This window comes from Winslowiella iniecta, assembly GCF_001267535.1.
Lineage (GTDB): Bacteria > Pseudomonadota > Gammaproteobacteria > Enterobacterales > Enterobacteriaceae > Erwinia > Erwinia iniecta.
In genome coordinates this window covers 3,431-29,878 of record NZ_JRXE01000021.1, presented here as the reverse complement: position 1 = coordinate 29,878, position 26,448 = coordinate 3,431, and the positions used below count along the sequence as shown (strand labels likewise).

Below are 26,448 nucleotides of genomic sequence, written 5' to 3'. Positions count from 1 at the left end.
TTGCTCAGCGACTATACTGACAGAACATTTGCTCTGTGAGGGTTGCAACCATGGGCACAGCGAAAGAGTACAGTGATAACGTTCAGCGCGAAGTCAATATCGACGTCGAAGCACTGTTAGATGCGATTCAGCGTCGTTCATCGGGCGAAGTCCAGGAGTTCGTGGCTAATGAGGATGCACATCGGGTAGACGTGAACGGCAGACAGTATAATTCTTACAGCGAACTGGCTGAGGCTTTTGAGCTGGATATCCGCGATTTCTCCATCAGCGAGGTGAATCGCTGAAGATTCGCGGATAAAAAAATCCCGGCCAGTGGCCGGGAAAGAAAAGCGTTCAAATGAAATTCGTTACACCAGGGCAATTCATAACGCTGATAGATTACCCTTTCACGTAATTAAGACAAGTCTTATGCCAGCAAAATGCTCAATAATAAAACTTTAGTTAAATGTTGTTGCTAGCCTGAAGCCCTGGCCGTTGCGGCCTTCAGACTGATGACTAACTGTACAACAGCAAGATTTTATGGCGTCTTTTAAGAACATTCTCAAACAGCAGATTCCCAATCCGTCGCTGGCTATTAATTCCTACCCATAACCCTTCATCCGCCGCAGAGTTAGTTATACTTAGCCATTAATCAGGACGTTATCTCACTAATCTGTCTTATATCCGAGGTGAATACCATGCCAGGTTTGCATGACCCATTAATGATAGTGACTGATTTAGATGGCTCGCTACTGGATCACCATACTTACAGCTGGCAACCCGCTCAGCCATGGCTGGATCGCCTGAAACAACATCAGATCCCGCTGGTTATCTGCTCCAGCAAAACCGCTTCAGAAATTATCCCGTTACAGCAACAGCTGGGCATCAGTGGCGCACCTTTTATCGCTGAAAACGGGGCTTTAGTGCAGCTGGACAGCGCCAATGGCGATACCGTGCGCCACCATGCCGGTAAAGATTACAGTGAAATCTGCCACTGCTTACGCCGGTTACGTCAGCAGTATCAGTTTCGATTCAGTGGTTTCGCCGACTTTACCGATAAAGAAGTCGCCGATATCACTGGCCTGTCCGTCAGCGATGCGGCGCTGGCACGGCGACGCGAAGCGTCAGAATCGCTGGTATGGCGTGACAGTGAAGAGCAATTTTCCGCATTCCGTGATGCACTGGATGCGGAAGGTTTCAGTCTGACTCAGGGCGGTCGCTTCTGGCATGTTATGGCAAAAGGCAGTGGTAAAGGCGCAGCCCTGGCCTGGTTGCTGCAATCGTCCCCTGCTCACCAGCTACAGCGTTTTATTACTGTCGGCCTGGGTGACGGGCCAAACGATGCGCCGATGCTCGACAGCGTCGACTATGCTGTGGTGATTAAAGGCCACAGTAAGACGCCAATCGTGTTATCCCGTGCCGATCGGCTAAATATTTATGAAACCCGTCATTCAGGCCCGGATGGCTGGGTTGAAGGACTCGATTACTTTATTGCGCAAGAGTAGTGCTGCCGCTAAGGCAATTTTCCTGCCCATGATGGGCCTCAGCACGCTGTCTGAAGGGGAACATAATGAGTGATTTTTTCCAGAATGGTGTTATTACTAATTTCCATAACCTGACAGGCCGCAGCGTTGAATCGCTGGAGAAAGATCTGGTCCAGTTTTCCGAAAAACGCAAAATGGGGCTGATGCTGCCTTCGCTGTTTTCAGAACTGGAGGGACCGGCATTAAGCCATATTGTCGACGAACTGGCAAAAGTCCCCTATCTCGAAGAGATTGTAATTGGCCTGGATCGCGCCGATCGCGATCAGTTCTTACATGCGCGGGAATTCTTTTCCCGCCTGCCGCAACGCCACCGCATTCTGTGGAATGATGGCCCGCGCCTGAAAGCGCTGGATGCCGAGCTGGATAAAGAAGGGTTGTCACCCAGTCAGCCTGGTAAAGGGCGTAATGTCTGGTTTTGTACCGGCTATACGCTGGCGTCCGATCGTACCAGCTGCGTGGCACTGCACGACTGCGATATTGTCACCTATGAACGCGCTATGCTGGCGCGCCTGCTCTATCCGCTGGCCAATCCCTCCTTCCACTATGAATTCTGTAAAGGCTTTTATGCGCGGGTGGCAGACAACAAGCTGAATGGCCGCGTCGGTCGCTTACTGGTCGGCCCGCTGCTGCGCTCACTGCAAAAAGTCTATGGTCACTCCGAATATCTCGATTACCTCAGCAGTTTCCGCTATCCGCTCTCCGGTGAATTTGCCATGCGCACCCACGTGCTGAACGGCATCAAAATTCCCGGTGACTGGGGACTGGAAATTGGCGTGCTGTCGGAGATCTATCGTAATTACACGACCCGGCAGAGCTGTCAGGTGGAAATTGCCGATAACTACGACCATAAACATCAGCCGCTGTCGGAAGAGGATGGCACCGGTGGCCTGCGCCGCATGAGCAATGATATTGTTCAGTCGCTGCTGCGTAAAATGGCCACCATGGGCGTCAGTCTGACCAGTGACTCCTTCCGCGTACTGAAAGCGACTTACTATCGTAACGCGCTGGATATGATGGAAGTGTATAACCATGAAGCGGCGATGAATGGCCTGACGTTTGATCAACATGCGGAAGAAGCGGCGGTTGAGATGTTTACTCAGGCGATTCTTGAAGCCGGTCAGTCGTTTATTGAACGCCCGAATGATAAACCCTTTATTCCCAGCTGGAGCCGCGTTCAGTCAGCCTTCCCGGATATTCTGCAACGCATCTACCAGGCGGTAGAAGAGGACAATAGCGGCGACGTTTAACTCTGCCAGCAGACGCGGTTGCGGCCGCTCTGCTTGGCTTTATACAGCCTGCCGTCAGCCAGTGATTGCAGGCTGGCAGGCTGATAATCACCCTGCTCCTCACTGCTGGCAACGCCAAACGATGCGGTCAGTTTTAGCGTTTTATCGCTGCTGACCAGCAGCTCTTTTTGCGCCAGTTTTTGCCGGAGGCGCTCGGCAATCGCCACGGCGTCTTGCAGATGAGTTTCCGGCAGCAGCAGGCAAAACTCTTCACCACCGACACGCCCGGCAATATCCATTTTACGTAACGACTGCGTGATGATGCACGCTGCATGCGACAAGGCTAAATCCCCAGCATGATGACCATAGTTATCGTTAACCGACTTAAAGAAATCGATATCCATCTGAATCAGCGCCAGCGGTCGGCCACTGCGCTGACACTGCGCCGCGCTGTGTTCACACAGATCAAAGAACGCAGCACGATTATATAAACGGGTTAAACCGTCATAGTTGGCGCGCCACTCCAGCTTATTTTGCAATCGCATCATCTGAGTAATCAAACGCGTAATCGCGTAGTGTGACCCCAGCAAAATTAAACTGAACACCAGCCACATCAGTATCAACACCAGCACGATCCGTCCGGCGTCACCTTTCAGCCCCTCATGCAGAGTCTGAATATTAACGATCACCCCGTTAAACCCGCGCAGCTTATCCCAGGTAACAAAGCGGGTGCCGAACCGTAATTCCCCTCTGACACCCTGTTGCAGCGCAGCCTGCAACTGCTGCTTTTCGCTGGCGCTCAGTGCATGTCCGCTGATTCCCAGCTGCATATCGGAACTGGCCAGCACATTCAGCTGATGATCATACAGCAGTACCACGCCCTGATGCTTCTGTTGCAACGCCCGCTGTAACTGCCGGTGGATCGCCTCGCGGGAAAAGTCCATCGCCAGTACCCCGTACCAGTAGTGACCGCTGTCGACCGGCACGGTTACGGTGACAGTCGCCCCTTCATTTAATAATCCGTTATACACCGGCGTCCAGTAATGCTGGCGCTGAGGATTATTATCCGGGTGCATAAAGGTGAAATAGTCACGCTGAATCATCCCGCGATAACTTTCCAGCACATCGTTGTCGTTGAGTGGTGGAGTCGAACTGACGTAAAAGCCACCGCGTGAGAGATACCAGGTGCGGGTCTGAAAATCCCGTTCGGGATCGCTGAATTGCAGGATAAAGCTGAACTCCAGCGCCGCGCTCAGCTCATCCCGTAAGCGCTGAGGATTATCACGATTAAGAACCGGGTAATGCTTGATCCAGCTATCCGATAACCCGTTAAGCGGCAGACTGCGCTGGGTATTCAGGTTCAGACGCCAGACAGGATTATTACGTTGCTGATCAAACAGCCGCGCGGCCTGGCGACTATTGTCAGAGTCAATTGGACTGGTCAGGGCATAGCTGAGCATCGAACGATAAAAACCCAGCGCATCCAGACTGAACTGGAACTGGCGATCCAGCGTCACGGCCACCGTGGTTAGCCTGATTTGCTGATTCACTTCATAGGTGTTTTTCAGCACCAGCGCTTCGCGCCAGGTGAGAAAGGTTGAAAACAGAAATACCGTCAGGAAGCACAGATGCACGATAATTCGCGGATCTTTTTCGGAGCCAATAAGTCGAAAAAACGCGTTAGTTTTAGCCCTCACCTTGCCCCCGATCCTGAGATACAACAATCATTTAGTGTAGTCGCGGTTAAATCAGGCTGACAACTTGCAGCCGCAGTCAGCGAATTTACTCTTCCTTATCCAGCTGCTGCAGTTTTTTCTGCGCTTTACGTCGTGTACTGGCGTCGAGCCGGTTGGCGAGTTGCTGAAAAATCGCGGTTCGCTTGCGCTGTTCGGCGCGCTTATCACGCCAGATCATCAGGCCGCGCAGCAGGGTAAACAGCACGCCCAGCAGATAGCCCCACTCCTGAATAGTCAACCGGACCAGCGCGCCTCTGGCAATGCCAGTCAGCAGCAGCAATGCATTCATTATTGTCTCCACCACACTCTCCTGTTGGATGAGGAATGGATTAATAATGAACTTAAAGTTCATTTTCAGCAAGTAAAAATCCCGCCATTGTTAGCGATGTTGCTAGCCGAGATTTTCCCATTTCGCCTCAACCACCACGCCAATAATCCGACAGTTATTGCTGATTTCCTGCATTTTATACTCAGGATTCAGTGGCTTAAGATATTTACGCCCGCCGTCCTCAATATACTTTTTAAACGTTGCCTCGTTGGCATCCGTCAGCCGGGCAATCACCAGTTTACCGGAGCTGGCGGCCACTTCCGGATCGACCAGAATCATCATCCCTTCCGGAATACTTAACCCCACCGGGGCGGTCATTGAGTCGCCTTTTACTTCCAGCCAGAAGCTGTTTTCGCTAACGTTACGCGTGGTTGACGGCCAGCGATCGATCTCTGCCCGCGACCAGGGTTCGATGGCTTCACTCCACAATCCGGCACTGACCCAGCTGATCAGCGGGAAACTACTGTAGCCTTGCGGCTGGGCAACGGTTTTTACATTATTATCCCACTCTCCGCTGCCAAGCTGTAACCATTCGGGGGTGACATTAAGAAAGGTGGCCAGCGCCTGAATTTTTCCATGACGGGGAATCGCCTCGCCGTTCAGCCACTTACCCACTGCACGTGGCGTAACGCCCAGCGCCCGCGCAAGGATGACGCCGCGACCATGATGGTCGAGTGATTGTTTGCGGCAAGCCTCATGAAGGCGCGCTGAAAAAGCGTTACGTTGCTGGATATCGTCCACAATAAGTTCACCTGGTTCAAAAAAATGCCAAAATGTACTTAAAGTTTACATTGAAACCGCAGGCAAGCAAAGAAAAGCCGCCGGTGATATCGCTATCGACAGGCGGCCTCGGGGATATCTAACTGGCAAGTTGACGCTCTGATGCAGAATACAGTTCATCTTCTTTAAAAGCCTCACGCCTGACGCTGTAACCATCGTACCAACGACATTCAACCATGCCGCTGGCGTAACCGGTGACAATCATCCTTGGCCCGCCATTTCTGTGTTGCACTTCGTCACTGACAATAAAGAACATCGTGCGCCTCCGTTTCAGGGTGAAAAACACCCTAACAGGTATAGCAGGTGCGAATCATTCTCGCCTGCAGTCTGCGACTAAAAATGGGGGCTAATCGACAAAGTCAGGCAGAAAATAGCGAAAATGCAGGGATTTAGCCGGATAAACATTTTTATGATAACGATTGCTGAAAAATAAAAAAAAACGGACAACCTGAGTTGTCCGTTTTCAATCGATCTTCATCACCTGGAATCAGATTTTGCAACCTTCACAATCGGCTTCATCGCCCAGATCGGCAGGCACTTCATTGGCTTTCTTTTCGGCATTGGCTTCAGCTTGTTCCAGCTGCGCATCAATATCAAATTCGAAAATATCGTCGTTCATTTTTTAACTCCAGGGATTGTCTTACAGGTTAGCTGCTGCCTTTATACTTATTTACCGCGTATCTTCGCAATCATATTTACGACAAACAGCACAATCGAACCAACGATAAAACCGATCACCAGATTAGCGCCGTTACTGATTAGCGCCGCAATCAGGCCGTTAAACCCGCTGCTCCAGTGCTCAATGGTATGATGCAGCCAGGGTACGCCGTGGACGATAATCCCGCCGCCGACCAGAAACATCGCCAGAGTACCGACTACCGTCAGGATTTTCATCAGCCACGGCGCAGCGGCCAGCAGCGCGCCGCCAATCGCCTGAGCAATGGCGGAACTTTTCTGCTTCAGCCATAAACCTAAATCATCCAGCTTAACGATACCGGCCACAATTCCGTAAACTCCTACCGTCACCAGAATGGCGATACCGGAAAGAATCAGCACCTGATTCAGCAACGGTGCGTCAGAAACGATGCCGAGCGTGATCGCCACGATTTCTGCCGACAGAATAAAATCGGTACGAACCGCCCCTTTTACCTTCTTCTTTTCAAACTCGGCCGGATTCTGCTCGGCGGCTTTCAGCAAACGCTGTTCGCGCGCTTCGGGCGTCGAGTGCGACTTATCGCTTTGCAGGCTGTGTAATACTTTTTCCACGCCTTCATAACAGAGATAAGCCCCGCCAATCATCAACAGCGGCGTGATCGCCCAGGGGGCAAAATAACTGATTAACAGCGCCAGCGGCACCAGAATCAGCTTGTTCAGGAATGAACCCTTGGCAACGCCCCACACCACCGGAATTTCCCGATTGGCTTTTACGCCGCTGACCTGTTGGGCATTCAGTGATAAATCATCACCCAGTACACCGGCGGTTTTCTTCGCCGCCAGCTTGCCCATTACCGAAATATCATCCAGTAAGGTAGCAATATCATCCAATAACGTCAGTAAGCTACTTCCAGCCAAAGTGGTTTTCCTTTATCAATGTTCATGGTGCTGACAGCAGGGACACACCTCTATCTCCGCCACCGCCATATCTGCAATTCCGTCACAATCCCATTCAACCCGCACCGGCTGGCCTTGCGCCTGATCATGATGCAGATATTTACTGACCGGGCTCTCCGTCATACCGGAGACCTCTTCGGTTGCGATAAGCGTGTCGCCGACAAAAATACGCGCCGTCGCATGGGTGTTGACCATACGTTGCTGGTTCAGTTTATACAGGCGTCTTACCGTCAGCTTGATGCTGGCCATATATTCACCCTGTGCGTGTGGTTAATGGAAGCGGTCGATCTAAACAATTATGGGTCACAATGGCAATCTTTGTAACGATTAATGCATGATAAAACGATGAATTAATCTGCCGGTTAGCCAACAAATTTGATGAGCTTCGGCTGATTTAGCGGTAGTGTAAACGCCTGATAAATTTGCCTGAGCCAGCACCATGCCACGCCTCGCCGCTCCTGTCGTACTGTTAGTCGCTTCGTTATTCACCCTGTATATCATCTGGGGATCCACCTACCTGGTGATTCGTCTTGGCGTCGAAAGCTGGCCGCCAATGATGATGGCCGGGTTACGCTTTTTAATTGCCGGTATCATTCTGTTCAGCTTTTTAAAGCTGCGCGGGCATCCGATGCCGGGCCGCCGGGCGATGCTCAATGCGGCGATTGTCGGCGTGCTGTTGCTGGCGATAGGCAACGGACTGGTGACCCTTGCCGAGCATCAGCATGTACCATCGGGTCTGGCGGCGGTAATGGTCGCCACCGTTCCGCTGTTCGCGCTGTGCTTCAGCCAGCTGTTTGGCATCGCCACGCGCTGGATTGAGTGGCTGGGGATCGCCGTCGGACTCAGCGGCATCGTGTTACTCAACAGCGGTGGTCATTTAAGCGGTAACCCGTGGGGAGCAATGATGATCCTGCTGGCCGCCGTCAGCTGGGCATTTGGCTCGGTGTGGGGTTCGCGTATTGAGCTGCCGAAAGGGGCGATGGCGGCGGCAATTGAGATGCTGGCCGCGGGCGTGGTGCTGCTGGTGGTTAGCGGCATCAGCGGTGAAAAGTTGCAGGCACTGCCCGATTTACAGGGCATATTAGCCCTCGGCTTTCTGATCATTTTCGGCTCGATTATTGCCATTAATGCCTATATGTACCTGATTCGCAACGTCAGCCCGGCGGTGGCGACCAGTTATGCCTATGTCAATCCGGTGGTCGCAGTATTGCTCGGCACGAGCTTTGCCAATGAAACGCTGTCGACACGGGAATGGCTGGCGCTGGCGATTATTATCTTTGCGGTGGTACTGGTGACGCTGGGTAAATATCTGTTTCCGGCAAAACCGCGCATTAAATCGCTGAGCTGAGTCGCTCAGAAACGGTGAATGCCCTGATGATCAATCTCGGCATTACCGTTTCCGGCAATAATCCACTCCTCAAGGCGTGAATGGATGGCCTCATCATCCAGCCGAAGTTTACCGCGTAACGCGCACTCCCAGACCACCAATACCTGCCATCCTTCGGCGGTCAGCGTGGCGATATCGCGTCGATCGCGCGCCACGTTTCGGCCGATTTTTTCCAGCCAGAATTCACTGCGCGTTGCCGGTACTTTGAACAGATAGCAGTGATGATGGTGCCAGAAACAGCCGTGGACGAAAATAATCGTCCGCTGCTCTGCCAGCACAAAATCCGGCCGGCCGGCCAGCGTTTTGTCCTGAACCTGATAGCTGAAGCCCAGCGCCTCCAGCAAGTGCGCCAGCCGCTTTTCAATCGCGGTATTTTCGGTGCGAATCGCGCGCATATTTTTGCTGCGAATCGCCGCAGAATGAACATCGGCCATCGAACCTCCTGTTACCCGGTTAAACCCTGACCCCTGCAATTTTTTACAAGCGCCGGCTAACTATTGCTGGCATGGTGAGTCGGTCTGTAAATAACCGAGAGCCTGTTATGACTGAATTAATTTACCGTACCCAGCCGGATGCCGTTAGCTGCCATACCCACATCACTGGCAGCGGCCGCGATGATAAAGGCGATTACCTGCTGGTGGACAGCACGGTATTTTATCCGCAGGGTGGCGGACAGATGTCCGATCGCGGCACCGTACAGCTTAACCAACAACAGTTTAGCTGCCCACAGGTATTACTGCGCGATGGCGAAGTGCGTCACTACCTTACCGGCGGTAGCGACGCGTTTCAGCCTGGTGACCGGGTGGCACTGACCATCGATGCCGGTTTTCGCCTGCTGGCGTCACGTGCCCACACTGCCGGACACCTGATTTCCCACGTGGTGGAAACCCTGATGCCCGGATTAGTGCCAGCCAGGGGACACCATTTTCTGCCGGGTGCCTGGGTGGCTTTCGCCGGAGAACTTAACGGCGATGCGCAGAGTTTTCTGCAACAGGTGCGTGAGCAAGTGGCGGCAGATATCGATGCCGGGCTGGCCGTCAGTATCAACAGTAGCAACTTTGCGTATATTGCCGAATTACGCCCTGAACTGGCGGCGGCGATTCCGCAAACCGATGAGATCCGGCTGGTCACTATCGGCGACTATCGCCCGTTTGCCTGCGGCGGCACTCATGTGGCCGAAACTCGTCAGCTACAACAGCTGCAACTGACGAAAATTAAAGTGAAAGATGGCGTGCGCATCAGCTATGCTTTTGCCGATCGGTAAACGGATGGCGTGACGCCATAGGCCTGGCGAAAAGCGCGATTAAAATGGCTTTGATCATAAAATCCGACTGCGGCGGCCAGCGCTGCAATCTGTTTATTCTCATGCGCCAGCAACCCGCAGGCGATCTCCAGCCGCAATCGCGTCAGCCAGGCATGCGGCGTCATACCGGTGTGCTGGCTAAAGCGGCGTAAAAACTGGAACTGGCTCAGCTGGCAGAGCGCCGCCAGCTGTTGCAACGTGACCGGCTCGGCAAGGTTGGCATAGCAGTAATCCCGCACTCGCTGAAAATCACCCGACGACAAGCCGCCGTTAACCTGCTGCGGTTTAAGGGTATTCAGCCGGACAAATAGTGCCTCAAACGCCTTCAGCAGCTGTTCATCCGGCAGTGTGCGTTAGGTTGAGTGCTGATGTAACGCCAGCAGAAATGGGCTCAGTTGCGGTGCCATCAGCATCGCTCCGCCAAATGCCAGCTCAACCGGCTTACCGGCAATCTCTTGCGCCAGGCTATGCATCAGCTCAGGCCGGATGCGGAAGGTACGCAGCGTATAGGCGTTTTCCCCTTCCCGACAGCCGGTATGCACCTCGCCAGGCGGCATCACTGAAATACGCCCGGCTCCCAGCAATTCTGAGCGTCCGCCGAAACGCTGACGCTGCACGCCACCGGCAATTACGCCGATGTGATAATCCAGATGGTAATGCGGCGCAAAACTAAAGTCAGAAAAACGCGCCTCACCTAACACCAAACCCGGCATCGCTGCCGGACGATAGTAGCGAACCTGCTGCTGCATTTCTTCCTCGTTCATTCAGGCGACAACGCAAACCGGCAATCAGACTTTCTTCGTGGCTTCGATTATCCACGGCCGCAATAGCTGCGCGACCGCGGCAAAGGCCGGTACAATCACTGAATTGCCGAACTGGCGGTAAGCCTGGGTATCCGAAACCGGAATACGAAACGCTTTGCCGTCGACACTTTCAAAACCCATCAGGCGGGCGCATTCACGCGGCGTCAGGCGGCGCGGACGACGCTGCTGATTCTCAGCATGGTCAAAATCCACTTCTCCCAGCTCGCGATCCCAGCCGCGATCGATCAGAATTTCTGAGCCATCTTTGTAGTAGCGCGCAGATAAGGTTCGCACCACGCCATTGCTGCGTGCCGGATCGACCAGTCCATAGCCAAAACCGTTACCTCTGGCCTGATGCTTTTTGGCGTACTGATAGAGATATTTCCACAGGGTTGGGCTAAGAATATATTTGGCCTCTACCGACGGTTCCAGCAATTCGCCAATGGTTTTACGCTGTTGTGGATACAGCTGGCTGAGCTTGCTCAGGCTGAAACCTGCTGACAACTGCAAGTCACGGCGGAATCCCACCAGCACGATACGCTCACGGTGCTGCGGCAGAAAATGTTGCCCGTCGACTATTTTTGGATCGTCCTTGCCGCTGACGGCGGCATCCGCCACCTCATAGCCCAGCTCATCAAGGGTTTCCATAATAATGCGGAAAGTTTTGCCCTTGTCATGACTTTTCAGGTTTTTGACGTTTTCCAGTACAAAGATCGCCGGCTTTTTTGCGGTGATTATCCGTGCCACATCGAAAAACAGCGTACCCTGCGCTTCGCACTCAAAGCCATGGGCGCGGCCCAGCGCATTTTTTTTTGAAACACCCGCCAGCGAAAAGGGCTGACAGGGAAAACCGGCCAGCAGCACATGGTGATCGGGGATCTGCTGGTCGATATGTTGATAGGCTTGCTGCTCGCTGACATCCGCCCTGCCACTGAGGGTAATATCGCGAATATCCTGGTTAAACCGGTGCGTTTGCTCATCGCAATACCAGTTGGCTTTGTAGGTACGCACCGCGTGCTTGTTCCACTCACTGGTAAAGACACACTGGCCGCCAATGGCTTCGAAACCACTGCGAATACCGCCAATACCGGCGAAAAGATCGATAAACTTAAACGCATAGTCAGGATGGTGTAACGGCGGTTCAGGCAGCATTTTTTCCAGCATGCTGACTTCCGTTTCGGTCAGGGATTTCGCGACACTTTTACCGTTCAGCCAGCGATTCAGCGATTCGCGCGTCCACTCATGCTGACTGACTTTACGCAGCAGGCTGGCGATGGTCTTCTGATCGTAAATTTCCAGCACCCGCTGTAACAGCTGGCGATCCTGCTCACTCTTCTGCTGTTGCTGCTGGCGTGCCAGTTCTGCCAGCTGCCCCGCGACGGTATCAAATTCACTCATAAGGCTGCTTAATTTGGGATAGTCTGGTGCCAGTCTATCACTTCATTGACCCAGTATGAGACAGAATTGGCGCTAACTGTCATTTTTCAGCAGCTTACCCGCTATACCGCGCAGATTAATCGCCCCCAGGGGATGACATTTGTTTAGCGGACTCCTAAACTTGCCCTGTTTTTTATTATGGAGCCATCCAGATGAGCGAACTGCAACGTACCCCGCTAACCTTACCCAATGGCGCGGACAAACTGCTGCTGCACTCCTGCTGCGCCCCCTGTTCGGGTGAAGTAATGGAAGCGATTCAGGCTTCCGGTATTGATTACACGATCTTTTTCTACAACCCGAATATCCATCCGCAGAAAGAGTATTTGCTGCGCAAAGAGGAAAATATCCGCTTTGCCGAGCAGCACGGCGTACCTTTTGTCGATGCGGATTATGATACCGATAACTGGTTTGAACGTGCCAAAGGCATGGAGTGGGAGCCGGAGCGCGGCGTGCGCTGTACCATGTGTTTTGATATGCGTTTCGAACGCACCGCGCTGTACGCCTGGGAAAATGGCTTTTCGGTGATTTCCAGTTCGCTGGGTATTTCGCGCTGGAAAAACATGCAGCAGATTAATGACTGTGGTGAACGCGCCGCCGCGCCCTATCCTGATATGGTTTACTGGGATTACAACTGGCGCAAACAAGGCGGATCGTCACGCATGATTGAGATCAGCAAGCGCGAACGTTTTTATCAACAGGAGTATTGCGGCTGCGTTTATTCATTACGAGACAGCAACCTGCATCGTAAATCGCAAGGTCGGCCATTAATTAAGCTCGGCGTACTCTATTACGGTGACGATGAGTAACTGATGCCTTATTCCTCCAGGGGCGGCGAAAACGTCTGGTGCCGATGCTGCTGTAGAGGCGGCGTTCTCGCCGCCCGTGCCGAAGGTTAGCAGCCTGCCTGCCATCAGGACGGGAGCCGAAAACGACTCCGCTACGATATTCCAGAAAATCCGGTGCTTTTTACTTAACCATCAGCATTAGCCGAAAAACGCCTTCCCAGGAAAAAATAAAGCGTGAGGTTATTTTTTCTTTTTCTGTTTTTTCAGCAATGCACGAATTTGTTTTAATTCGCTGCTGGTTAATTGCAATGACGCCTCTTCACTTTCGCTGTGTTCTTCAGTGTGCTGGCTGTCAATGGCTGGAGGTTGAGAGGTGCCCAAGCTGGACTGCAAACGCTGACAAACTTCATCGCTCAGGGTCGTATTGTGTTCAATAGCGAAGCTTTTCAAGGTTTCTTTTAACGCGGGATCGATCTTAATCGTCAAACTCACGGTGCCTGTCATACCTGATTCTCCTGATTATAGTCTCACCCACGTTAGCTCAGGTTAAATATTTTAGAAAGACGTTCACAAAAATTTAATATTCGGCCTCGCGCGGGGTGAAATCACGCAGCACCGACTCATCCAGCGCGCAGAGATCGCCCTGCAATTCAGCGCACAGTTTCGCCACAAAGGTCACCAGAAACGCGACATTGTGTTTCGCCAGCCGCTTCCCTTCAACGGTTTGCATCGTATCCGGCAGAGTAAAAAGTTTTTTCTGGAAATGGTCCAGCGTCCAGTGGGTATCATCCAGCTCACGCTCTTTGCCTAACGGGTCCTGGCTGTCAAATAACGGACGCCCCAGCGCACCCGAAGTGTAAAACACTCGCGCTAAACCAATTGCGCCCAGCGATTCAAGGCGGTCAGCATCCTGAACAATTTTGGCTTCCAGCGTGCGCGGCGCAATACCGGCACTGAAGCTGTGAGCATGCACCGCATGGGCGATCTCATCGTGCAGGTTGCCAGGGAAATCAGGAAACGCCTCCAGCAAAATACGCCGCGTTTCAACTGCCGCCTGGCTGGATGCCAGATGACGTTCAGGGTGATTTTTCGGCAGGTTAACCACATCATGAAAATAGCTGGCGGCCAGCACCACCATTGGATTGGCATCCGTACCCTGCATTATCTGCTGCGCCGTTTTCCATACCCGACGCAGATGCGCCACGTCATGGGCTTTATCATCCTGCGCCCAGTTTTGATTGAGCCAGGTTTCAAATCGCGATTGCCAGGTTTCAAGCGACATAGACGACATAGACTTCTCCCTATAGTTAGCTTGTTTGCAGCACTCTCAACATCTAACGCTAAGCTGCATGACACCGGCTGATGGCGATGCGCGGCTTTTCACTCTCGTCAGTGGGGTTATAAGCGAAAAATGATAACACTTTTATGACATGTAACTCGCTCTTGTTGCAAGTTGTGTAACCCCTTTAGATAAAACGAGATCCTTATCAAGTTATAGCAGTTGATTCTGCTGATGACACGTCAGCATAATCAGTGTCAGCGATATTGCGTCCCTTTGACTGACATTGCGGCGCCAATCACAGACATTTCTGGCAGTAAGTGATTGAATGTCGGCTAGTATTACATAAGTCAGAATCGCAGGCGGGTAACCACAGTGAGAAGCGCAATGATCAAATGGCCGTGGAAAGGAAACGCTGAACATCAACAATTTTCATCGCTACCCTGGCAGGAAGCGCTGGCGATCCCGCTGTTTTCCTCGCTGAGTCCGGCCGAAGCCCAGGCCCTGACGACGACAGCTCAACGCTTTCTGCAGCAAAAACGCCTGGTGCCACTACAAGATTTTGCGCTTGACGATCTGCGCAGCGCGCGCATTGCGTTGCTGTTCTGTCTGCCGGTATTAAAACTCGGCCTCGACTGGCTGGATGGCTTTCACGAAGTGATGATCTACCCTGCCCCGTTTGTGGTTGATGACGAGTGGCAGGATGATTTTGGCCTGGTGCACCGCGAACGCAGCGTGCACTCCGGCCAGAGCTGGCAACAGGGGCCAGTGGTGCTTAACTGGCTGGATATTCAGGACTCTTTCGATCTCTCTGGCTTTAACCTGATTGTGCATGAAGTGGCGCATAAGCTGGATTCGCGTGGCAGCGACCATGCCAACGGCGTACCGGCCATTCCCCTGCGCAGCGTTGCTGCCTGGGAGCAGGATCTGCATGCGGCGATGAACGCGATTCAGGATGAGATCGATCTGGTCGGTGAAAATGGCGCAACCATTGATGCTTATGCCGCCAGCGATCCGGCGGAATGCTTTGCGGTGCTCTCTGAATACTTCTTCAGTGCGCCCGAGCTGTTAAACAGTCGCTTTCCTGCTGTTTATCAGCGCTTTACACAGTTTTATCTTCAGGATCCGCTAAAGCGCCTCGAAAACTGGCAGCAGCAACCTGATAACGGCGAAACTGCTCACTAAGCGAACGCATTGCTGTAAACGCAGCCAGTTGAAAGCTAAACTGTTTTTTGCTGTTGACAGGCTTACAGCCACTCGCTAATATTCGCCCCGTTCCAACAATTCCTCTGTAGTTCAGTCGGTAGAACGGCGGACTGTTAATCCGTATGTCACTGGTTCAAGTCCAGTCAGGGGAGCCATATTTAAGAAGCCCGCTCAGGGAAACCTGAGCGGGCTTTTTGCATTTTAGCCCCTAACCCCTTCCGCTGCGGTTAACGCTGTTTATCCGCGAAAACGGCTATTGCCCCGAGGGGCAATATTGAGGAAATGGATGCGTTTAGATAGCGGAAAGAGCTGTTTTCAGCAGGTGAGTAATACTCAGGTTTTCGCTTTTCCTGCCACCGAATACAGCACCTGCTGGTTACGCGTTTTCTGAAATTCTTCCAGCGTTTCGCCGCGCATTGCCGCATAAATATGCAGATTCGATACGCCCACCACCGCGCCCAGTTTCTCCAGCAGGAAGAAACTGACGCCATACTGAATCAGTGAACGCCAGTCGAGATCGCGCAACATAGTTTGCTCATCACTGGTCAGTTTGTTTTCATCAAACATCGCCTGCTGCGCGCTCAGGAAGCGCTCACGCCAGGCGGGCTGAATCAGGCGATGCAGGAAACGGTTGATGCGCAATGCCTTCAGGCTGCGAGCCTGAGTAAATGGATAAGTCCCTTCGAGCTTTTCAACGCCCGCCATTTGCAAAGCAATTTTATCGCGCTGGCGTTGCTGAACGTCGACAGGCGCTTCACGCGATTTATTCTCCAGTACCAGTGTCGCGATACCGGTCATCGAGGGCAGATAGTAAGCATGGTGCAGTTTTTCAACGTTAGCTGACAGCGCCCCACGCATCACCAGCCACATAATCTCTTCAGAACCTTCCATGCCGCTGAGTGTGGCATATTCTGCAATCGTCATTTCAGTCAGACGCTGCGGATCGTTAACCAGCATATCGACAAACTGCTCGTCCCATTCAGGATTGTTAAAACCGCAGCGCTCGCCATGAACCTGGTGAGACACTCCACCGGTGGCGACAATCACCACTTTCAGATCTTCCGGGAAGCTTTCTGTTGCACGGCGCAGTGCCTGTCCGAGCTTATAACACCGGCGAGCGGTAGGAATCGGGAATTGCAGCACGCCAATTTGTAGCGGAACAATCTGCGCCGGCCAGCCATTTTCGTTATGCGGCATCAGCGCGGAAAGCGGTGAAAACAGGCCGTGATCCAATGGCTTGTCCATAAAAAAGGACATATCAAACTCATCGGCCATCAGGCTGGCACCAATGTGCTGTGACAATGCGGCGTGACCTTTTATTGCAGGCAGACTGCGAGCACCACCGCCTTCGTCGGCGACGCTATAGCTGTCATCGATGCCCAGCGTAAAAGCAGAATAATGGTCGAAGAAGAAGGAGGTGACGTGATCGTTAAACACATAGATCATCACGTCAGGCTTTTTCTCCTCCAGCCATTTTTGCATCGGTGCGAAGCTGTCGAAAATGGGCGACCACGCGCTATCCTGTTGCTTATTATGGTCGACGGCAAAACCAATAGTGGGAGTATGTGAAACGGCTAATCCGCCGATAATTCTGGCCATTCTGTTTACCTCAGTACTGCATTTTGTCAGGGCTGAAGGTGTTGATCCTTCAGGAATAAAGGTTCTGTGTTTAAGCGGTATATTGCCAGGTCATAACACGTCCGGCAGATAATCAGAGTCGACGGGTTTAATCATTTCGCGGCTGTGTGCCGCGCGATGCATCAAAATACTTAGCCCAGCCAGCAATGCCGGTAGCGCCAGCACCAGGAAAATCACGTTTTCACCGGAGAACAGGCCAAGCAGGATGCCGCCGGTCGAGGAACTGATAATCGCGCCCATGCGTCCGATGCCGTGCATCCAGCACACCCCGGTGGCACGGATTTCCGTCGGATAAAATGCCGGAGAAAACGCCTGCAAACCAGTTTGTGCTCCGTTAATACAGACGCCGCTGAAGAACACCAAAACCGCCAGCGTGGTCGGGCCAAAGTTGCCGATGCCCTGCAACAGCAGGCAGGCCATCCCAGCCAGATAGAAGATCGCGATGACCCGGCGCGCCATGTATTTGTCCATCAGCCCGCCGACCATCAGACCGCCAAAGGTGCCGCCCAGCTGGAACAGACCGGCGATGATGGCGGTACGCTCCAGTGAGAAGCCGCTGTTATGCATAATGGTCGGCAACCAGCCATTCAGCAGGTAGATAACAAACAGCCCCATAAAATAGGTCAGCCACAATACCAATGTGCCTCTGGCATAACCCGGCGTTAATAACTGAACTATGCTGGCTTTATGCTGAATCTCCGGCGATCGCACAGTAAATTGCGTCTCGCGCGAAAATACCCCACCCGCCCGGCGCAGCACATTTTCGATTTTTTCTTTGGCCACGTTGCGCGCCACCATATACAGGATGGATTCTGGCAGGCTGCGGATAAGCAGTGGCAACATCAGCAACGGCAAGACGCCACCGGAAAACAGCACGGATTTCCAGCCGTAGTGCGGCAGCATACCCGCCGCCACAAACCCGCCCAACCCGGACCCGATATTGAAACCGCTATACATTATGGTAATCATCAGGCTGCGGCGTCGCTCTGGCATATACTCGGCTACCAGCGTCACGGTATTCGGCATAACCGCACCAATACCCAACCCAGCCAGAAAACGCACACTTGCCATTTCCATCGGCGTGCGGGCGAACGTGCTAAGCAAGCTGAAGGATGCGAAACAGAGTATGGAAATCAACAGGATACGTTTGCGGCCAAACCGGTCGGCATAAGGCCCGGCCACCAGCGCCCCGATAGCCACGCCAAACATGGAGGCACCGAGAATCGTCCCCATCGCTCCCTGAGGCATTCCCCAGTCTTCCATCAGCGCGGGCGCGATGATGCCCATGGCAATAGCATCGTAGCCGTCAAACATAATGATGATGAAACATAGTGACAAAAGCAGCCATTGAAAGCCGGAAACCGGACGCTCATCTATCCAGGCCTTTACATCGACAATATTATTCTGACTCATGCTGTGTGTTCTCTTTTTTATTACCAGGCAGCCAAATAACCCCTTAAAACTTCGCCGTGATGATATCGCTCGATGCACGCAGAGTGATGACTTAAAACAAGTCAAAAAATACGCTAAAAAATTAACACTACGCACATTAAATAATACTGAAGCTAACCCGCACATCGCCTGACACCGGTGGGTATCAGACGTGCATTTATTTTTCCAGATTCGCAACGGTAAATTTGGCGCTAAGACTCAGCCTGGAAGTTTAAGGAATTATTTAATAAGGCCATCATTAGTTTATAATTTGAACTTAACTTTTCATTTCATTGCTATCATTAAATCATTACTTTGCCGCTATATCGCTCAGGTTAAATCAGATCGCCATAGCGACCTGATTTAACCTGGTTATCGCTGTATTCAGGAGTGTTGTTGACGGATATCGGCTCGGTAACAGAGATGTCGTGTGGCCTGGAAAATAAAGAAGCCAGCCATTGCAACAATGAAAACGATCATCCCGAAGGTCTGCGGATTATGACCAGACAGCGGACCGATAATACCGGCAATGATCGCCGCCGCGCCAATCTGCATTGCTCCCATCAGGCCAGAGGCAGAACCCGCGCAGGATGGCACAGCCGTGACCGCACCGCTGGTGCCAAGCGGCAGCAGGAATCCGTTGCCTAAGGTCATCACAGAGATGGCGGCAATCGAACCGGCGGAAAAATTGGGTGCGATCCAGGTGGTCAGGAACATCATGATCCCGCCAGCGGCAAAAATGGTGTAACCGGTCGCCAGCGCTCTGTCCAGCGTGAATCCTTTCGACATACTCCAGCGCGCAATCAGGTTGCCCGTCACATAAGTGAGCGAGAGGCTCAGATAGGTAAAGCCAATCACTTTATCGGAGACGCCCTGCTTCAGCAGCAGGAAAGGAGACTCGGCGATATACGCATAGAAAACGGCGTAGGCAATGCAGGGTACCAGCGCATAGTGCCAGAAACGACGAGACATCAGCAGATTGGTATAGCTCTGTGCGACATCGATTGCTGACAGGGGATTACGTTTGGCAGGCGGCAGCGTCTCGGGCACCACGGTCAGCGTGAGGCCCAGCAGCACGATGCCGAACAATCCGGCGAAAATAAAGCAGGCCTGCCAGCCAAAAACATTAGCGATCTGCCCACCAATCATCGGTGCCAGTGCCGGCGACATGCCGACTATCGGGAAAATGGTTAAAAAGATTTTACCGGCTTCTTCTTTTGAGAAAAGATCACCAATGATCGCCCTGCCCAGCACGATACTGGCGCTGGCACCCACCGCCTGAATCATACGCAGCGCCAGCACCTGATCGAAGCTGCGGGCAAAATTGATGGCGAAAGTCGCCACAATAAACAGTGAAGTGCCAAACACTAACAGTCGTTTGCGGCCAACGCTGTCAGACAAGGGGCCATAAATCAGCTGCATCAGCGCAACGCCGAACAGGAAATACCCCAGCATTTTCTGCCCCTGGCTCGGCGTGACATTGAATTGACGGGCAATTTCCGGCAGTGCGGGAAGAAAAATATCGCTTGAGAAAAGGCTAAGCACCAACATCATGACGACTGCGCACATCAGGAGGGAACGATTCTTTATCACTTCTTTCATGTTCTTTCTCTGTTTGAGGCCGCCGTGATGACTGAAAACCCGGCGGCATCGTTGTCTATGGAGCCAGCATTTTCAGCGGGTTGTCTAGCCAGATAGCATCCCTGCGTGCTGACGAAAGACCCATTTCGTCAAACCAGGCAAGGCTTTGACGATGCCATTCCGGCAGGTCCGGCTGGCTGGTCTGGCCAAGGTCAGAACTGTAAACCACGTTCGGAATTTCACCGAGCACCTGGCTGTAGTCTTCCCATGTCTGCCAGCCGAGCAGATAAGTAAGCGCAGTCTGCTCGATAAACAACCACTCCGCGCCAGCCAGATTAGCCAGGTCTTTAGATGACAAGCCGGTCATCGGGTTAGCCGGCTGGTTAAGCATCAGACGCGGCACGCCAATCTTGTCGGCCATCTCAATCAGCGTCAGTGTTTCTGAACGAGAAGTGTGACCACTGGAAATCACCACCGGATTATCCCGCGCCATATGCAAGATTTCGATCACTTCCTTGCGTAACGCCCCACTTTCATCGCTAATCGACACCCCCTGCGCCCGCGCATCGGCACAGTATTGATTGGATAGCGTACGATCGACCTTATTCTTATTGTGAACCGCCGTCACTGTAGGCAAATGGATAATCATTCTGCCGCTGTGCGCGGACTGCCGTTTACACAGAGACTCCTCGACACTTTTCCAGTTTGGTCCACCCGCCACCTGATTCAGCACCACTGAGCCCATTACCGGCAATCCGCATAGTCTGGCGGTCTCGGCTAACGCGACACTGTCGCCAAGATGATTCTTCAATACCACGGCACCGCCGAGACTCTTGTAGATCTCTCCGGCCGAGATAACGTTATGCCGACGGATAAAAGTGTCGGGCGAAACGTGGTAATGGACATCAAGAAATGAAATCTTGCTTCGCCAGTAAGCGATAAATTCGTTATTCATATTTATACCTCTGCCAGGCTGTGAATGAAGTCTGAGACCACCTTAACCTCAGCATGACGGCTGTTTGTCAGCGCCAGACCGGACTGAATGCGCTCAAGAATTTTATCGGCCATTTCCAGCGTGGTGGCGGTGCCGCCGAGATCGTAGGTCAGCGCCTCACCAGAATTGATCACTGATGCAACCGCCTGATTAATTCGACGAGCCTCGCGGGCAAAGCCCAGATGTTCGAGCATCAGACCAATCGTGAGGAACATCGCAGACGGGTTCGCTTTCCCCCTATTTGCCATACGCGGTGCGCTGCCATGAACCGGTTCGAAATAAGGCGTACCGGCACCGATATTGGCACTTGGCGCAAAGCCCAGGCCACCCATCACGCCCGCCGCGAGGTCGGAAAGAATATCGCCGTACATATTTTCGGCCACAATCACACCGAAACGCTCAGGACGCTGTACTAACCACAGTGCAACGGCATCCGCGTTATGAATTTCAGCGCGAATAGCGGGATATTCCGCCGCGATTTCCCAAAAGATATCGCTGGAAAGCTGTCCACTTTCACGCAATACATTGGGCTTATCCGCCCAGGTGACGCTGCTGTAATTATTTTTGGTCGCATATTCAAAGGCATAACGAATGATTCGCTCCAGGCCAAAGCGCGTTACGATTCGCACACTCATTGCCACATCGCCATGCCCGGAGCGGTCAATGTTGGCATGCTTAACCCAGTTGCGATATTCATCGGGAATACCGCGGCGATCCAGACCACAATAAAGACCTTCGGTATTTTCGCGTAATACGACGCAGCGGAACGGACGCTGTTCTGCTTTAAGGCTGTAAACCGGTCGAATATTGGCAAACAGCTCCAGCTTTTGGCGCATCTGAATCAATGGAGAAATATATTGGTGGTTTTTACCCTGTAGCTCAGGCAACAACTCTTTTTCAGCATCCTGTTTGCCTTTGCTGGTTATAGCTCCGAGCAGCACGGCATCGGCGTCGGTAATTTTCTGCCAGGTTTCTGCCGGAATCGGCTCAGCGCCATTTCGCCAGCACTCCCAACCAATTTGGCCAATTTCAAGGGTGACGGGGAGATTCAGTAAGTTAAAAACCGGCAGCGCGGCATGACAAACTTCTGCGCCAACGCCGTCGCCTGGCAGCACCAGTACTTTTTTCTTTAACGTGTCTTCGTGCAGGAATTTTTCGAGGCTACGCAGCGCAGCATCAGGCACGTCACGGAAAGGATGCATGCCGCACTCTGGCAGCATGACACTTTGATGATCTTTACGCGCCGGTGCCGGGACGATATTAATGGTACTGACCAGCCTGGACTGACTGCCATAAAGCCATAATGCTTTGCCACGATAATTGGCGATAATGCTGCGCGCATCTGCGGCTTGCAGCTGTTGTAATCCTGTCGCAAGCCTTTCCACGGTGCCCTGCGGTGCAACACCTTCAACTTCAGGAATGGTGTTATCGGTATCAGGGCGAATGCGCCAGAGCAGTTTTTTCAAGCCGGCTTCAGCAGAAACTTCGGTAAGTTCAATCAGTACTTCGTTCAGACTATTGCGCAGTTTGGCGTCGCAATAAGTGGGAGCCGAAATACCGACAAATGCTGGCACATAAGCAAGTTCGTCAGCCAGAAGGTGCTGGGCAATGGCACCACCGTAAGCCTGGCCAATAAGCAGATCAATCTTTGGCTCGTGTTCCCGCAGAAAGTCTGCCCACATCGCCGTGGCTTCCTGCAAATCTTTTGTGCCTTTACAGAGACCCACAGTGTCATAGACCGCCACGCTGTAACCGGCAGCGGCGAGCCAATCCAGCAGTGGCTGGCAAAAAGCACCCTGATCCCATTGTGCCATCATCGGCGAAAGCATCACCGCGCGTGGCCCATTCGGCTTACCCGACTCAACACGAATTTCATTTATGTTTAGCATCGCTAAAACCATCCCTTTTAATTTGCTGTAATGAAATGGAACCGGTTCCATTTTCAGGTTTTTTTTGTTGAATTTTGGTGTACTGAAATAACCCCATTCGCCCACGCCATCTCATTCAAGATGTTGGTGCTAAAACATAATGGTGATAAATGCCAGGCTCGGCTATACTAAAAATTGGCACATTTGAGACCAAAATTGTTGTGGACATAAGAATACTCCGATCTTTCTCCGTGGTAGGTGAACTGGAGCATATCGGGCAAGCTGCTGAAAAATTGCATATTTCTCAGTCGCCTTTAAGCAGGCAAATACAGCTGCTGGAAAATGAGCTGGGTGTCGAACTGTTTCATCGTGAAAAAAAACGTCTGCGTCTGACCTCGGAGGGAAAACACTTTCTCAGTGAAGTGCAGGCTTTTCTGAAACATCATGACCGGCTAAAAGATCGCGGTAAAAATCTGGGGAAAGGTCTCGCCGGTCGACTGGACATTGGCTATGTCGAAGCCGCCATTCATTCTCGCCTGTTGCCCGACACCCTCGCTCGTCTCGGTTGTACTTCCGACGTTGATATTCGACTTTACGGTTTCCGTTCAAAACAGCAGATTGAATGCCTGCGAGACAGAACACTGGATTTGGCGTTGTTGCACACGCCACCGGCGACCAGTGAAGAATTTGAGCAGCGGAAGGTGTTCTCTGAACCGATCGTTCTCGCCATGCCGAAAAATATGACCCTCTCCGCTCCGCAACCTGAAGATCTTGATCATCAACCCTGGATTGCCGATCAGGAAGGACTGAATCCCGCAGCGCGCGCTCGCCTGCTTAACGCCTGCGCCGCCAGTGGTTTTACGCCAAATATCAGATTAGAGGTCAGCGGCCCGCTGGCGGCACTCTCCTGCGTCGAGGCCGGTCTGGGATTCACCTTTGTGCAGAAAAGCCTGGCGCGTATTAGCTCGGCTAATGTGTCGATCGTCGAGCTGCCCTGGTTCCCACTGGAAGTCTCGATTCACGCGGTGTGGAAAAGAAATGATACCAAGCCGCTGATCCAGCGCATTCTTTCGGCGCTAAAGGATTTCTGATACGTCACGCCAGGCATGGTGGCTCGACAATCAGCGCCAGCCCAACCCCGGGGCCACATGCTTCAGAATCGACTCAATAACATGCACGTTATACTCAACGCCCAGCTGGTTTGGCACCGTTAACAGTAAGGTGTCGGCCTCAGCAATGGCTTCATCCTGTGCCAGCTGTTTGATCAGCACCTCCGGTTCAGCCGCGTAGCTACGGCCGAAGATCGCCCGGGTCTGCTGATCGAGATAACCGACCTGATCTCCCTGCTGGCCGCTATTGCCGAAATAAGCGTGATCACGCTGATCGAGTAGCGCAAAGATACTGCGACTGACCGACACGCGCGGCTGATGGCGGTGCCCTGCTTCTTTCCAGGCAGCACGATAAGCACGAATCTGGCTGGCCTGCTGAATATGAAACGGCTCGCCGGTCTCGTCATTTTTTAGCGTCGAACTTTGCAGGTTCATTCCCAGCTTTGCCGCCCACTGCGCGGTGGCATTAGAGCCCGCACCCCACCAGATGCGCTCACGCAATCCGGCAGAAAACGGCTCCACCCGCAGCAAGCCCGGCGGATTGGGGAACATCGGTTGCGGATTTGGCTCGGCAAAACCTTCGCCACGCAGGGTATCCAGCAGAACTTCCGTATGGCGACGCGCCATATCCGCCTCAGTTTCCCCCTCTGCCGGCTGGTAACCGAAGTAGCGCCAGCCATCCATCACCTGCTCGGGCGAACCACGGCTGATACCCAATTGCAGTCGCCCGCCTGAAATCAGGTCGGCAGCACTGGCGTCTTCGGCCATATACAGCGGATTTTCATAGCGCATATCAATCACGCCGGTGCCAATCTCGATACGCCGGGTTTTAGCGCCCACCGCCGCCAGCAGCGGAAACGGCGAGCTAAGCTGGCGGGCGAAATGATGCACGCGGAAATACGCCCCATCCGCGCCCAGTTCTTCTGCGGCGACGGCGAGATCAATGGATTGCAGGAGTGCATCAGCCGCCGACCGCGTCGCGGACTGTGGTGACGGGTTCCAGTGGCCAAACGAGAGAAATCCGATCTTTTTCATGGGTTAACGATCCCAGCGTTGTGCATGTGTCAGTTACAGTGACAAAAAGCGACAGTTGTTGCCAGAAAAATTAACTTCAAGCGCACATAACAGGCGCGAAGCGGTCTGTTGCCGACTGATGGTTCAGCTCAGACGCCCCTTAAGCCAAAAAATAAAGCCCCGGCAAAGGGGCTGATAATTTAATTTATCTGACCTGTTACAACATCTTTGGAGGTTTGATTATCAATAATATGATATTCAACATGCGTCAGCAAACCCTGCACATTATTTCTGACCACGCCGTTTTCTTTTTGCGGCGTCCAGTTATCCAGTGCCACATACAGCACCTGGAACATTCTGAAACTGCCCGCAGAGAATACTTTACTCCATTCGCGCGCCTGGTTTTCATCGGCGGGAATGCTGGTGCAGCTTAATAACACATTATCTTTCGGCACCACGACAGAATAATTTCCGTTGGCATTAGTCAGATTAAATCCGCGCCACGCCGCTCTGTCATTTTTCTCACAGCCCATTCCCGACTCAACGGTAAATAATTTTTTGTCAAAGTCATAATTTTCCGGATAATAGAAGCCGCTTTTAGTATAACTTTTAACAAACACCGCATCATCAGGGACATCCGCCGGGCGGTCGGTCAGATAAGACTCAACATATTTAATATATTGGATATCTTTATATTTTTCTGCTTCTGACAGCAGCCGTGGAAGTTCTGATTTGAGTAAATCTTGTTTGGTGAACGGGTCATTCGTCTGACGATATTTTTCCGATAACAGACTCATTTTTTCATCGTCAGTCATCTGCGGATTATGTGCGATATAAGCCAGTTGCAGTTGTTCAGCCGTTGCATAACTGTAGCGGTTTAGCGGAATATCCTTAACCGCTTTCACTTTTGCAGCCCGTTCAGCCTGTTGCTGAGCGGCTTGTCGACGCTCTTCGCCAAACATAAACTCATCAAATGCCGTCTGCTCCTGAGTTGGCTCACCCTCGGCACTGTTGGCTACGTTCATTTGATGCGGAATGGCGACGATATACAGCTGACTTTTATCTTCAGGCTTTTTCCCAATGGTCGCGGTGAATTCGTCACTGACCTTTTTGCCTTTCGTCAGTACCGGAGAAGCCGTCCAGGAGAACACGCAACCTTTAACGTCAGGATTATTAAATTCGCCGGGGAAAGTGCTTTGCGGTTTGCCATCAGGTTGATAAGTAAACCGGATGTGGTTCTGCTGGACAAAATCGTCGAAGCCTTTAAAGAAACCGCGCTGTTTTTCTGGCAGGTTATTAAATAAGTCTTTTGTCAGGCTTTCGGTCGCCTGAGAAATAATCTGCGGATTCTCGCAGGATAAAGAATCCACAGATTTACCACCATCACAGCCAGACAACAAAACAGCCAT

At 52.3% G+C, this 26,448-nt stretch carries 28 protein-coding genes and 1 tRNA gene; 9 read left to right on the top strand and 20 right to left on the bottom strand.

Features of this window, described 5'->3' with window-relative positions:
- Positions 1 to 50: 50 nt before the first annotated feature.
- The 3 genes from yodD (at position 51) to NG42_RS15060 (ending at position 2,770) form a co-directional block, all read left to right on the top strand.
- Positions 51 to 284 carry a YodD family peroxide/acid resistance protein gene (gene yodD / locus NG42_RS15070; protein ID WP_052900390.1) on the top strand — a complete coding sequence of 78 codons (234 nt, stop codon included), beginning with the start codon at positions 51 to 53 and terminating at the stop codon, positions 282 to 284.
- A gap of 393 nt (positions 285 to 677) precedes the next feature.
- Positions 678 to 1,484: a mannosyl-3-phosphoglycerate phosphatase-related protein gene (locus NG42_RS15065; protein ID WP_052900388.1), complete on the top strand. Its 807-nt coding sequence runs from the start codon at positions 678 to 680 to the stop codon at positions 1,482 to 1,484.
- Positions 1,485 to 1,549: 65 nt separating this feature from the next.
- The gene (locus tag NG42_RS15060) at positions 1,550 to 2,770 is read left to right on the top strand and encodes a glycosyltransferase family protein (RefSeq protein WP_052900386.1); all 1,221 of its coding nucleotides are present in this window, start codon (positions 1,550 to 1,552) and stop codon (positions 2,768 to 2,770) included.
- Here NG42_RS15060 and dgcQ read toward each other — a convergent pair.
- From dgcQ to NG42_RS15035, 7 genes are all read right to left on the bottom strand, one after another.
- On the bottom strand, positions 2,767 to 4,446 hold the full coding sequence (gene dgcQ, locus NG42_RS15055; RefSeq protein ID WP_053115901.1) for a cellulose biosynthesis regulator diguanylate cyclase DgcQ: 1,680 nt from the start codon (positions 4,444 to 4,446) through the stop codon (positions 2,767 to 2,769). The genes NG42_RS15060 and dgcQ overlap by 4 nt on opposite strands.
- 85 nt (positions 4,447 to 4,531) lie before the next feature.
- Positions 4,532 to 4,774: a hypothetical protein gene (locus NG42_RS15050; RefSeq protein WP_052900384.1), complete on the bottom strand. Its 243-nt coding sequence runs from the start codon at positions 4,772 to 4,774 to the stop codon at positions 4,532 to 4,534.
- A 102-nt stretch (positions 4,775 to 4,876) separates the two neighbouring features.
- Positions 4,877 to 5,557, bottom strand: a complete 681-nt coding sequence (locus NG42_RS15045) for a LexA family protein (protein WP_052900382.1) — start codon at positions 5,555 to 5,557, stop codon at positions 4,877 to 4,879.
- Between the two features lie 115 nt (positions 5,558 to 5,672).
- A complete protein-coding gene (locus NG42_RS22095; protein WP_072133259.1) occupies positions 5,673 to 5,849 on the bottom strand; it encodes a YodC family protein in 177 nt (58 codons plus the stop codon).
- 231 nt (positions 5,850 to 6,080) lie between these two features.
- The gene (locus tag NG42_RS23775; RefSeq protein WP_277619529.1) at positions 6,081 to 6,212 is read right to left on the bottom strand and encodes a hypothetical protein; all 132 of its coding nucleotides are present in this window, start codon (positions 6,210 to 6,212) and stop codon (positions 6,081 to 6,083) included.
- A gap of 47 nt (positions 6,213 to 6,259) precedes the next feature.
- The gene (locus NG42_RS15040; protein ID WP_052900380.1) at positions 6,260 to 7,165 is read right to left on the bottom strand and encodes a DUF808 domain-containing protein; all 906 of its coding nucleotides are present in this window, start codon (positions 7,163 to 7,165) and stop codon (positions 6,260 to 6,262) included.
- A gap of 15 nt (positions 7,166 to 7,180) precedes the next feature.
- Positions 7,181 to 7,453 (bottom strand): hypothetical protein, encoded by a 273-nt coding sequence (locus NG42_RS15035; RefSeq protein ID WP_052900378.1) that lies wholly within the window; start codon positions 7,451 to 7,453, stop codon positions 7,181 to 7,183.
- A gap of 190 nt (positions 7,454 to 7,643) precedes the next feature.
- Here NG42_RS15035 and yedA point away from each other — a divergent pair, with 190 nt between their 5' ends.
- A complete protein-coding gene (gene yedA, locus NG42_RS15030) occupies positions 7,644 to 8,552 on the top strand; it encodes a drug/metabolite exporter YedA (protein WP_052900376.1) in 909 nt (302 codons plus the stop codon).
- Positions 8,553 to 8,557: 5 nt separating this feature from the next.
- On the opposite strand, the gene NG42_RS15025 is transcribed toward yedA, so the two are convergent.
- The gene (locus tag NG42_RS15025) at positions 8,558 to 9,025 is read right to left on the bottom strand and encodes a very short patch repair endonuclease (RefSeq protein ID WP_052900374.1); all 468 of its coding nucleotides are present in this window, start codon (positions 9,023 to 9,025) and stop codon (positions 8,558 to 8,560) included.
- A 107-nt stretch (positions 9,026 to 9,132) separates the two neighbouring features.
- On the opposite strand from NG42_RS15025, the gene NG42_RS15020 reads away from it, so the two are divergent.
- Positions 9,133 to 9,855, top strand: a complete 723-nt coding sequence (locus NG42_RS15020) for an alanine--tRNA ligase-related protein (RefSeq protein WP_052900372.1) — start codon at positions 9,133 to 9,135, stop codon at positions 9,853 to 9,855.
- Here NG42_RS15020 and NG42_RS23150 read toward each other — a convergent pair.
- The 3 genes from NG42_RS23150 to NG42_RS15010 all read right to left on the bottom strand — a co-directional run bounded on the left by NG42_RS23150 (position 9,834) and on the right by NG42_RS15010 (position 12,095).
- Entirely contained in the window at positions 9,834 to 10,157 is a 324-nt protein-coding gene (locus NG42_RS23150; RefSeq protein ID WP_206541918.1) for a helix-turn-helix domain-containing protein, read from the bottom strand. The genes NG42_RS15020 and NG42_RS23150 overlap by 22 nt on opposite strands.
- Positions 10,158 to 10,247: 90 nt before the next feature.
- The gene (locus NG42_RS23145; RefSeq protein ID WP_206541917.1) at positions 10,248 to 10,643 is read right to left on the bottom strand and encodes an AraC family ligand binding domain-containing protein; all 396 of its coding nucleotides are present in this window, start codon (positions 10,641 to 10,643) and stop codon (positions 10,248 to 10,250) included.
- Between the two features lie 39 nt (positions 10,644 to 10,682).
- Positions 10,683 to 12,095 (bottom strand): DNA cytosine methyltransferase, encoded by a 1,413-nt coding sequence (locus tag NG42_RS15010; RefSeq protein ID WP_052900370.1) that lies wholly within the window; start codon positions 12,093 to 12,095, stop codon positions 10,683 to 10,685.
- 191 nt (positions 12,096 to 12,286) lie between these two features.
- Here NG42_RS15010 and NG42_RS15005 point away from each other — a divergent pair, with 191 nt between their 5' ends.
- Complete coding sequence (locus tag NG42_RS15005; RefSeq protein WP_052900368.1) at positions 12,287 to 12,940, top strand: epoxyqueuosine reductase QueH; 654 nt, start codon at positions 12,287 to 12,289, stop codon at positions 12,938 to 12,940.
- A 219-nt stretch (positions 12,941 to 13,159) separates the two neighbouring features.
- Here the strand turns inward: NG42_RS15005 and NG42_RS15000 are convergent, their stop codons facing one another.
- Both NG42_RS15000 and NG42_RS14995 read right to left on the bottom strand, forming a co-directional pair.
- Complete coding sequence (locus tag NG42_RS15000) at positions 13,160 to 13,423, bottom strand: hypothetical protein (protein ID WP_052900366.1); 264 nt, start codon at positions 13,421 to 13,423, stop codon at positions 13,160 to 13,162.
- 73 nt (positions 13,424 to 13,496) lie between these two features.
- Positions 13,497 to 14,201: a phosphohydrolase gene (locus tag NG42_RS14995; RefSeq protein ID WP_052900363.1), complete on the bottom strand. Its 705-nt coding sequence runs from the start codon at positions 14,199 to 14,201 to the stop codon at positions 13,497 to 13,499.
- A gap of 384 nt (positions 14,202 to 14,585) precedes the next feature.
- Here NG42_RS14995 and mtfA point away from each other — a divergent pair, with 384 nt between their 5' ends.
- Positions 14,586 to 15,383, top strand: a complete 798-nt coding sequence (mtfA, locus tag NG42_RS14990; RefSeq protein WP_052900361.1) for a DgsA anti-repressor MtfA — start codon at positions 14,586 to 14,588, stop codon at positions 15,381 to 15,383.
- A gap of 100 nt (positions 15,384 to 15,483) precedes the next feature.
- Positions 15,484 to 15,559 (top strand) — tRNA-Asn (locus NG42_RS14985).
- 178 nt (positions 15,560 to 15,737) lie between these two features.
- On the opposite strand, the gene NG42_RS14980 is transcribed toward NG42_RS14985, so the two are convergent.
- From NG42_RS14980 to NG42_RS23565, 5 genes are all read right to left on the bottom strand, one after another.
- Positions 15,738 to 17,003 (bottom strand): gallate dioxygenase, encoded by a 1,266-nt coding sequence (locus tag NG42_RS14980; protein ID WP_052900359.1) that lies wholly within the window; start codon positions 17,001 to 17,003, stop codon positions 15,738 to 15,740.
- 90 nt (positions 17,004 to 17,093) lie between these two features.
- Positions 17,094 to 18,455 carry an MFS transporter gene (locus NG42_RS14975; RefSeq protein WP_052900356.1) on the bottom strand — a complete coding sequence of 454 codons (1,362 nt, stop codon included), beginning with the start codon at positions 18,453 to 18,455 and terminating at the stop codon, positions 17,094 to 17,096.
- A 402-nt stretch (positions 18,456 to 18,857) separates the two neighbouring features.
- The gene (locus NG42_RS14970; RefSeq protein WP_072133261.1) at positions 18,858 to 20,042 is read right to left on the bottom strand and encodes a multidrug effflux MFS transporter; all 1,185 of its coding nucleotides are present in this window, start codon (positions 20,040 to 20,042) and stop codon (positions 18,858 to 18,860) included.
- Positions 20,043 to 20,130: 88 nt separating this feature from the next.
- Positions 20,131 to 21,009, bottom strand: a complete 879-nt coding sequence (locus tag NG42_RS14965; protein WP_052900354.1) for a DUF6282 family protein — start codon at positions 21,007 to 21,009, stop codon at positions 20,131 to 20,133.
- Positions 21,010 to 21,011: 2 nt separating this feature from the next.
- A complete protein-coding gene (locus NG42_RS23565) occupies positions 21,012 to 22,937 on the bottom strand; it encodes an isocitrate/isopropylmalate family dehydrogenase (RefSeq protein WP_241488364.1) in 1,926 nt (641 codons plus the stop codon).
- Between the two features lie 149 nt (positions 22,938 to 23,086).
- On the opposite strand from NG42_RS23565, the gene NG42_RS14955 reads away from it, so the two are divergent.
- Positions 23,087 to 24,007 carry a LysR family transcriptional regulator gene (locus NG42_RS14955; protein WP_072133258.1) on the top strand — a complete coding sequence of 307 codons (921 nt, stop codon included), beginning with the start codon at positions 23,087 to 23,089 and terminating at the stop codon, positions 24,005 to 24,007.
- Between the two features lie 30 nt (positions 24,008 to 24,037).
- On the opposite strand, the gene NG42_RS14950 is transcribed toward NG42_RS14955, so the two are convergent.
- On the bottom strand, positions 24,038 to 25,060 hold the full coding sequence (locus NG42_RS14950; protein ID WP_052900352.1) for an LLM class flavin-dependent oxidoreductase: 1,023 nt from the start codon (positions 25,058 to 25,060) through the stop codon (positions 24,038 to 24,040).
- A gap of 179 nt (positions 25,061 to 25,239) precedes the next feature.
- Positions 25,240 to 26,448: hypothetical protein (locus tag NG42_RS14945; protein ID WP_052900350.1), on the bottom strand; the 1,209-nt coding region annotated here is incomplete at its 5' end.

Excerpts from the sequence above, each read along its gene's own strand:
- NG42_RS15060 (WP_052900386.1), top strand. The coding sequence starts at position 1,550 with ATGAGTGATTTTTTCCAGAATGGTGTTATTACTAATTTCCATAACCTG.
- NG42_RS15020 (WP_052900372.1), top strand. The coding sequence starts at position 9,133 with ATGACTGAATTAATTTACCGTACCCAGCCGGATGCCGTTAGCTGCCAT.
- NG42_RS15005 (WP_052900368.1), top strand. The coding sequence starts at position 12,287 with ATGAGCGAACTGCAACGTACCCCGCTAACCTTACCCAATGGCGCGGAC.
- NG42_RS15025 (WP_052900374.1), bottom strand. The coding sequence starts at position 9,025 with ATGGCCGATGTTCATTCTGCGGCGATTCGCAGCAAAAATATGCGCGCG.
- NG42_RS14955 (WP_072133258.1), top strand. The coding sequence starts at position 23,087 with ATGCCAGGCTCGGCTATACTAAAAATTGGCACATTTGAGACCAAAATT.
- yedA (WP_052900376.1), top strand. The coding sequence starts at position 7,644 with ATGCCACGCCTCGCCGCTCCTGTCGTACTGTTAGTCGCTTCGTTATTC.
- NG42_RS15065 (WP_052900388.1), top strand. The coding sequence starts at position 678 with ATGCCAGGTTTGCATGACCCATTAATGATAGTGACTGATTTAGATGGC.
- NG42_RS14980 (WP_052900359.1), bottom strand. The coding sequence starts at position 17,003 with ATGGCCAGAATTATCGGCGGATTAGCCGTTTCACATACTCCCACTATT.
- NG42_RS15010 (WP_052900370.1), bottom strand. The coding sequence starts at position 12,095 with ATGAGTGAATTTGATACCGTCGCGGGGCAGCTGGCAGAACTGGCACGC.
- NG42_RS15050 (WP_052900384.1), bottom strand. The coding sequence starts at position 4,774 with ATGAATGCATTGCTGCTGCTGACTGGCATTGCCAGAGGCGCGCTGGTC.
- NG42_RS23565 (WP_241488364.1), bottom strand. The coding sequence starts at position 22,937 with ATGCTAAACATAAATGAAATTCGTGTTGAGTCGGGTAAGCCGAATGGG.
- NG42_RS14995 (WP_052900363.1), bottom strand. The coding sequence starts at position 14,201 with ATGTCGCTTGAAACCTGGCAATCGCGATTTGAAACCTGGCTCAATCAA.
- NG42_RS14975 (WP_052900356.1), bottom strand. The coding sequence starts at position 18,455 with ATGAGTCAGAATAATATTGTCGATGTAAAGGCCTGGATAGATGAGCGT.
- NG42_RS14970 (WP_072133261.1), bottom strand. The coding sequence starts at position 20,042 with ATGTGCGCAGTCGTCATGATGTTGGTGCTTAGCCTTTTCTCAAGCGAT.
- NG42_RS22095 (WP_072133259.1), bottom strand. The coding sequence starts at position 5,849 with ATGTTCTTTATTGTCAGTGACGAAGTGCAACACAGAAATGGCGGGCCA.
- NG42_RS14950 (WP_052900352.1), bottom strand. The coding sequence starts at position 25,060 with ATGAAAAAGATCGGATTTCTCTCGTTTGGCCACTGGAACCCGTCACCA.
- NG42_RS15035 (WP_052900378.1), bottom strand. The coding sequence starts at position 7,453 with ATGGCCAGCATCAAGCTGACGGTAAGACGCCTGTATAAACTGAACCAG.
- NG42_RS23145 (WP_206541917.1), bottom strand. The coding sequence starts at position 10,643 with ATGCAGCAGCAGGTTCGCTACTATCGTCCGGCAGCGATGCCGGGTTTG.
- mtfA (WP_052900361.1), top strand. The coding sequence starts at position 14,586 with ATGATCAAATGGCCGTGGAAAGGAAACGCTGAACATCAACAATTTTCA.
- yodD (WP_052900390.1), top strand. The coding sequence starts at position 51 with ATGGGCACAGCGAAAGAGTACAGTGATAACGTTCAGCGCGAAGTCAAT.
- NG42_RS15000 (WP_052900366.1), bottom strand. The coding sequence starts at position 13,423 with ATGACAGGCACCGTGAGTTTGACGATTAAGATCGATCCCGCGTTAAAA.
- NG42_RS23775 (WP_277619529.1), bottom strand. The coding sequence starts at position 6,212 with ATGAACGACGATATTTTCGAATTTGATATTGATGCGCAGCTGGAACAA.
- NG42_RS14965 (WP_052900354.1), bottom strand. The coding sequence starts at position 21,009 with ATGAATAACGAATTTATCGCTTACTGGCGAAGCAAGATTTCATTTCTT.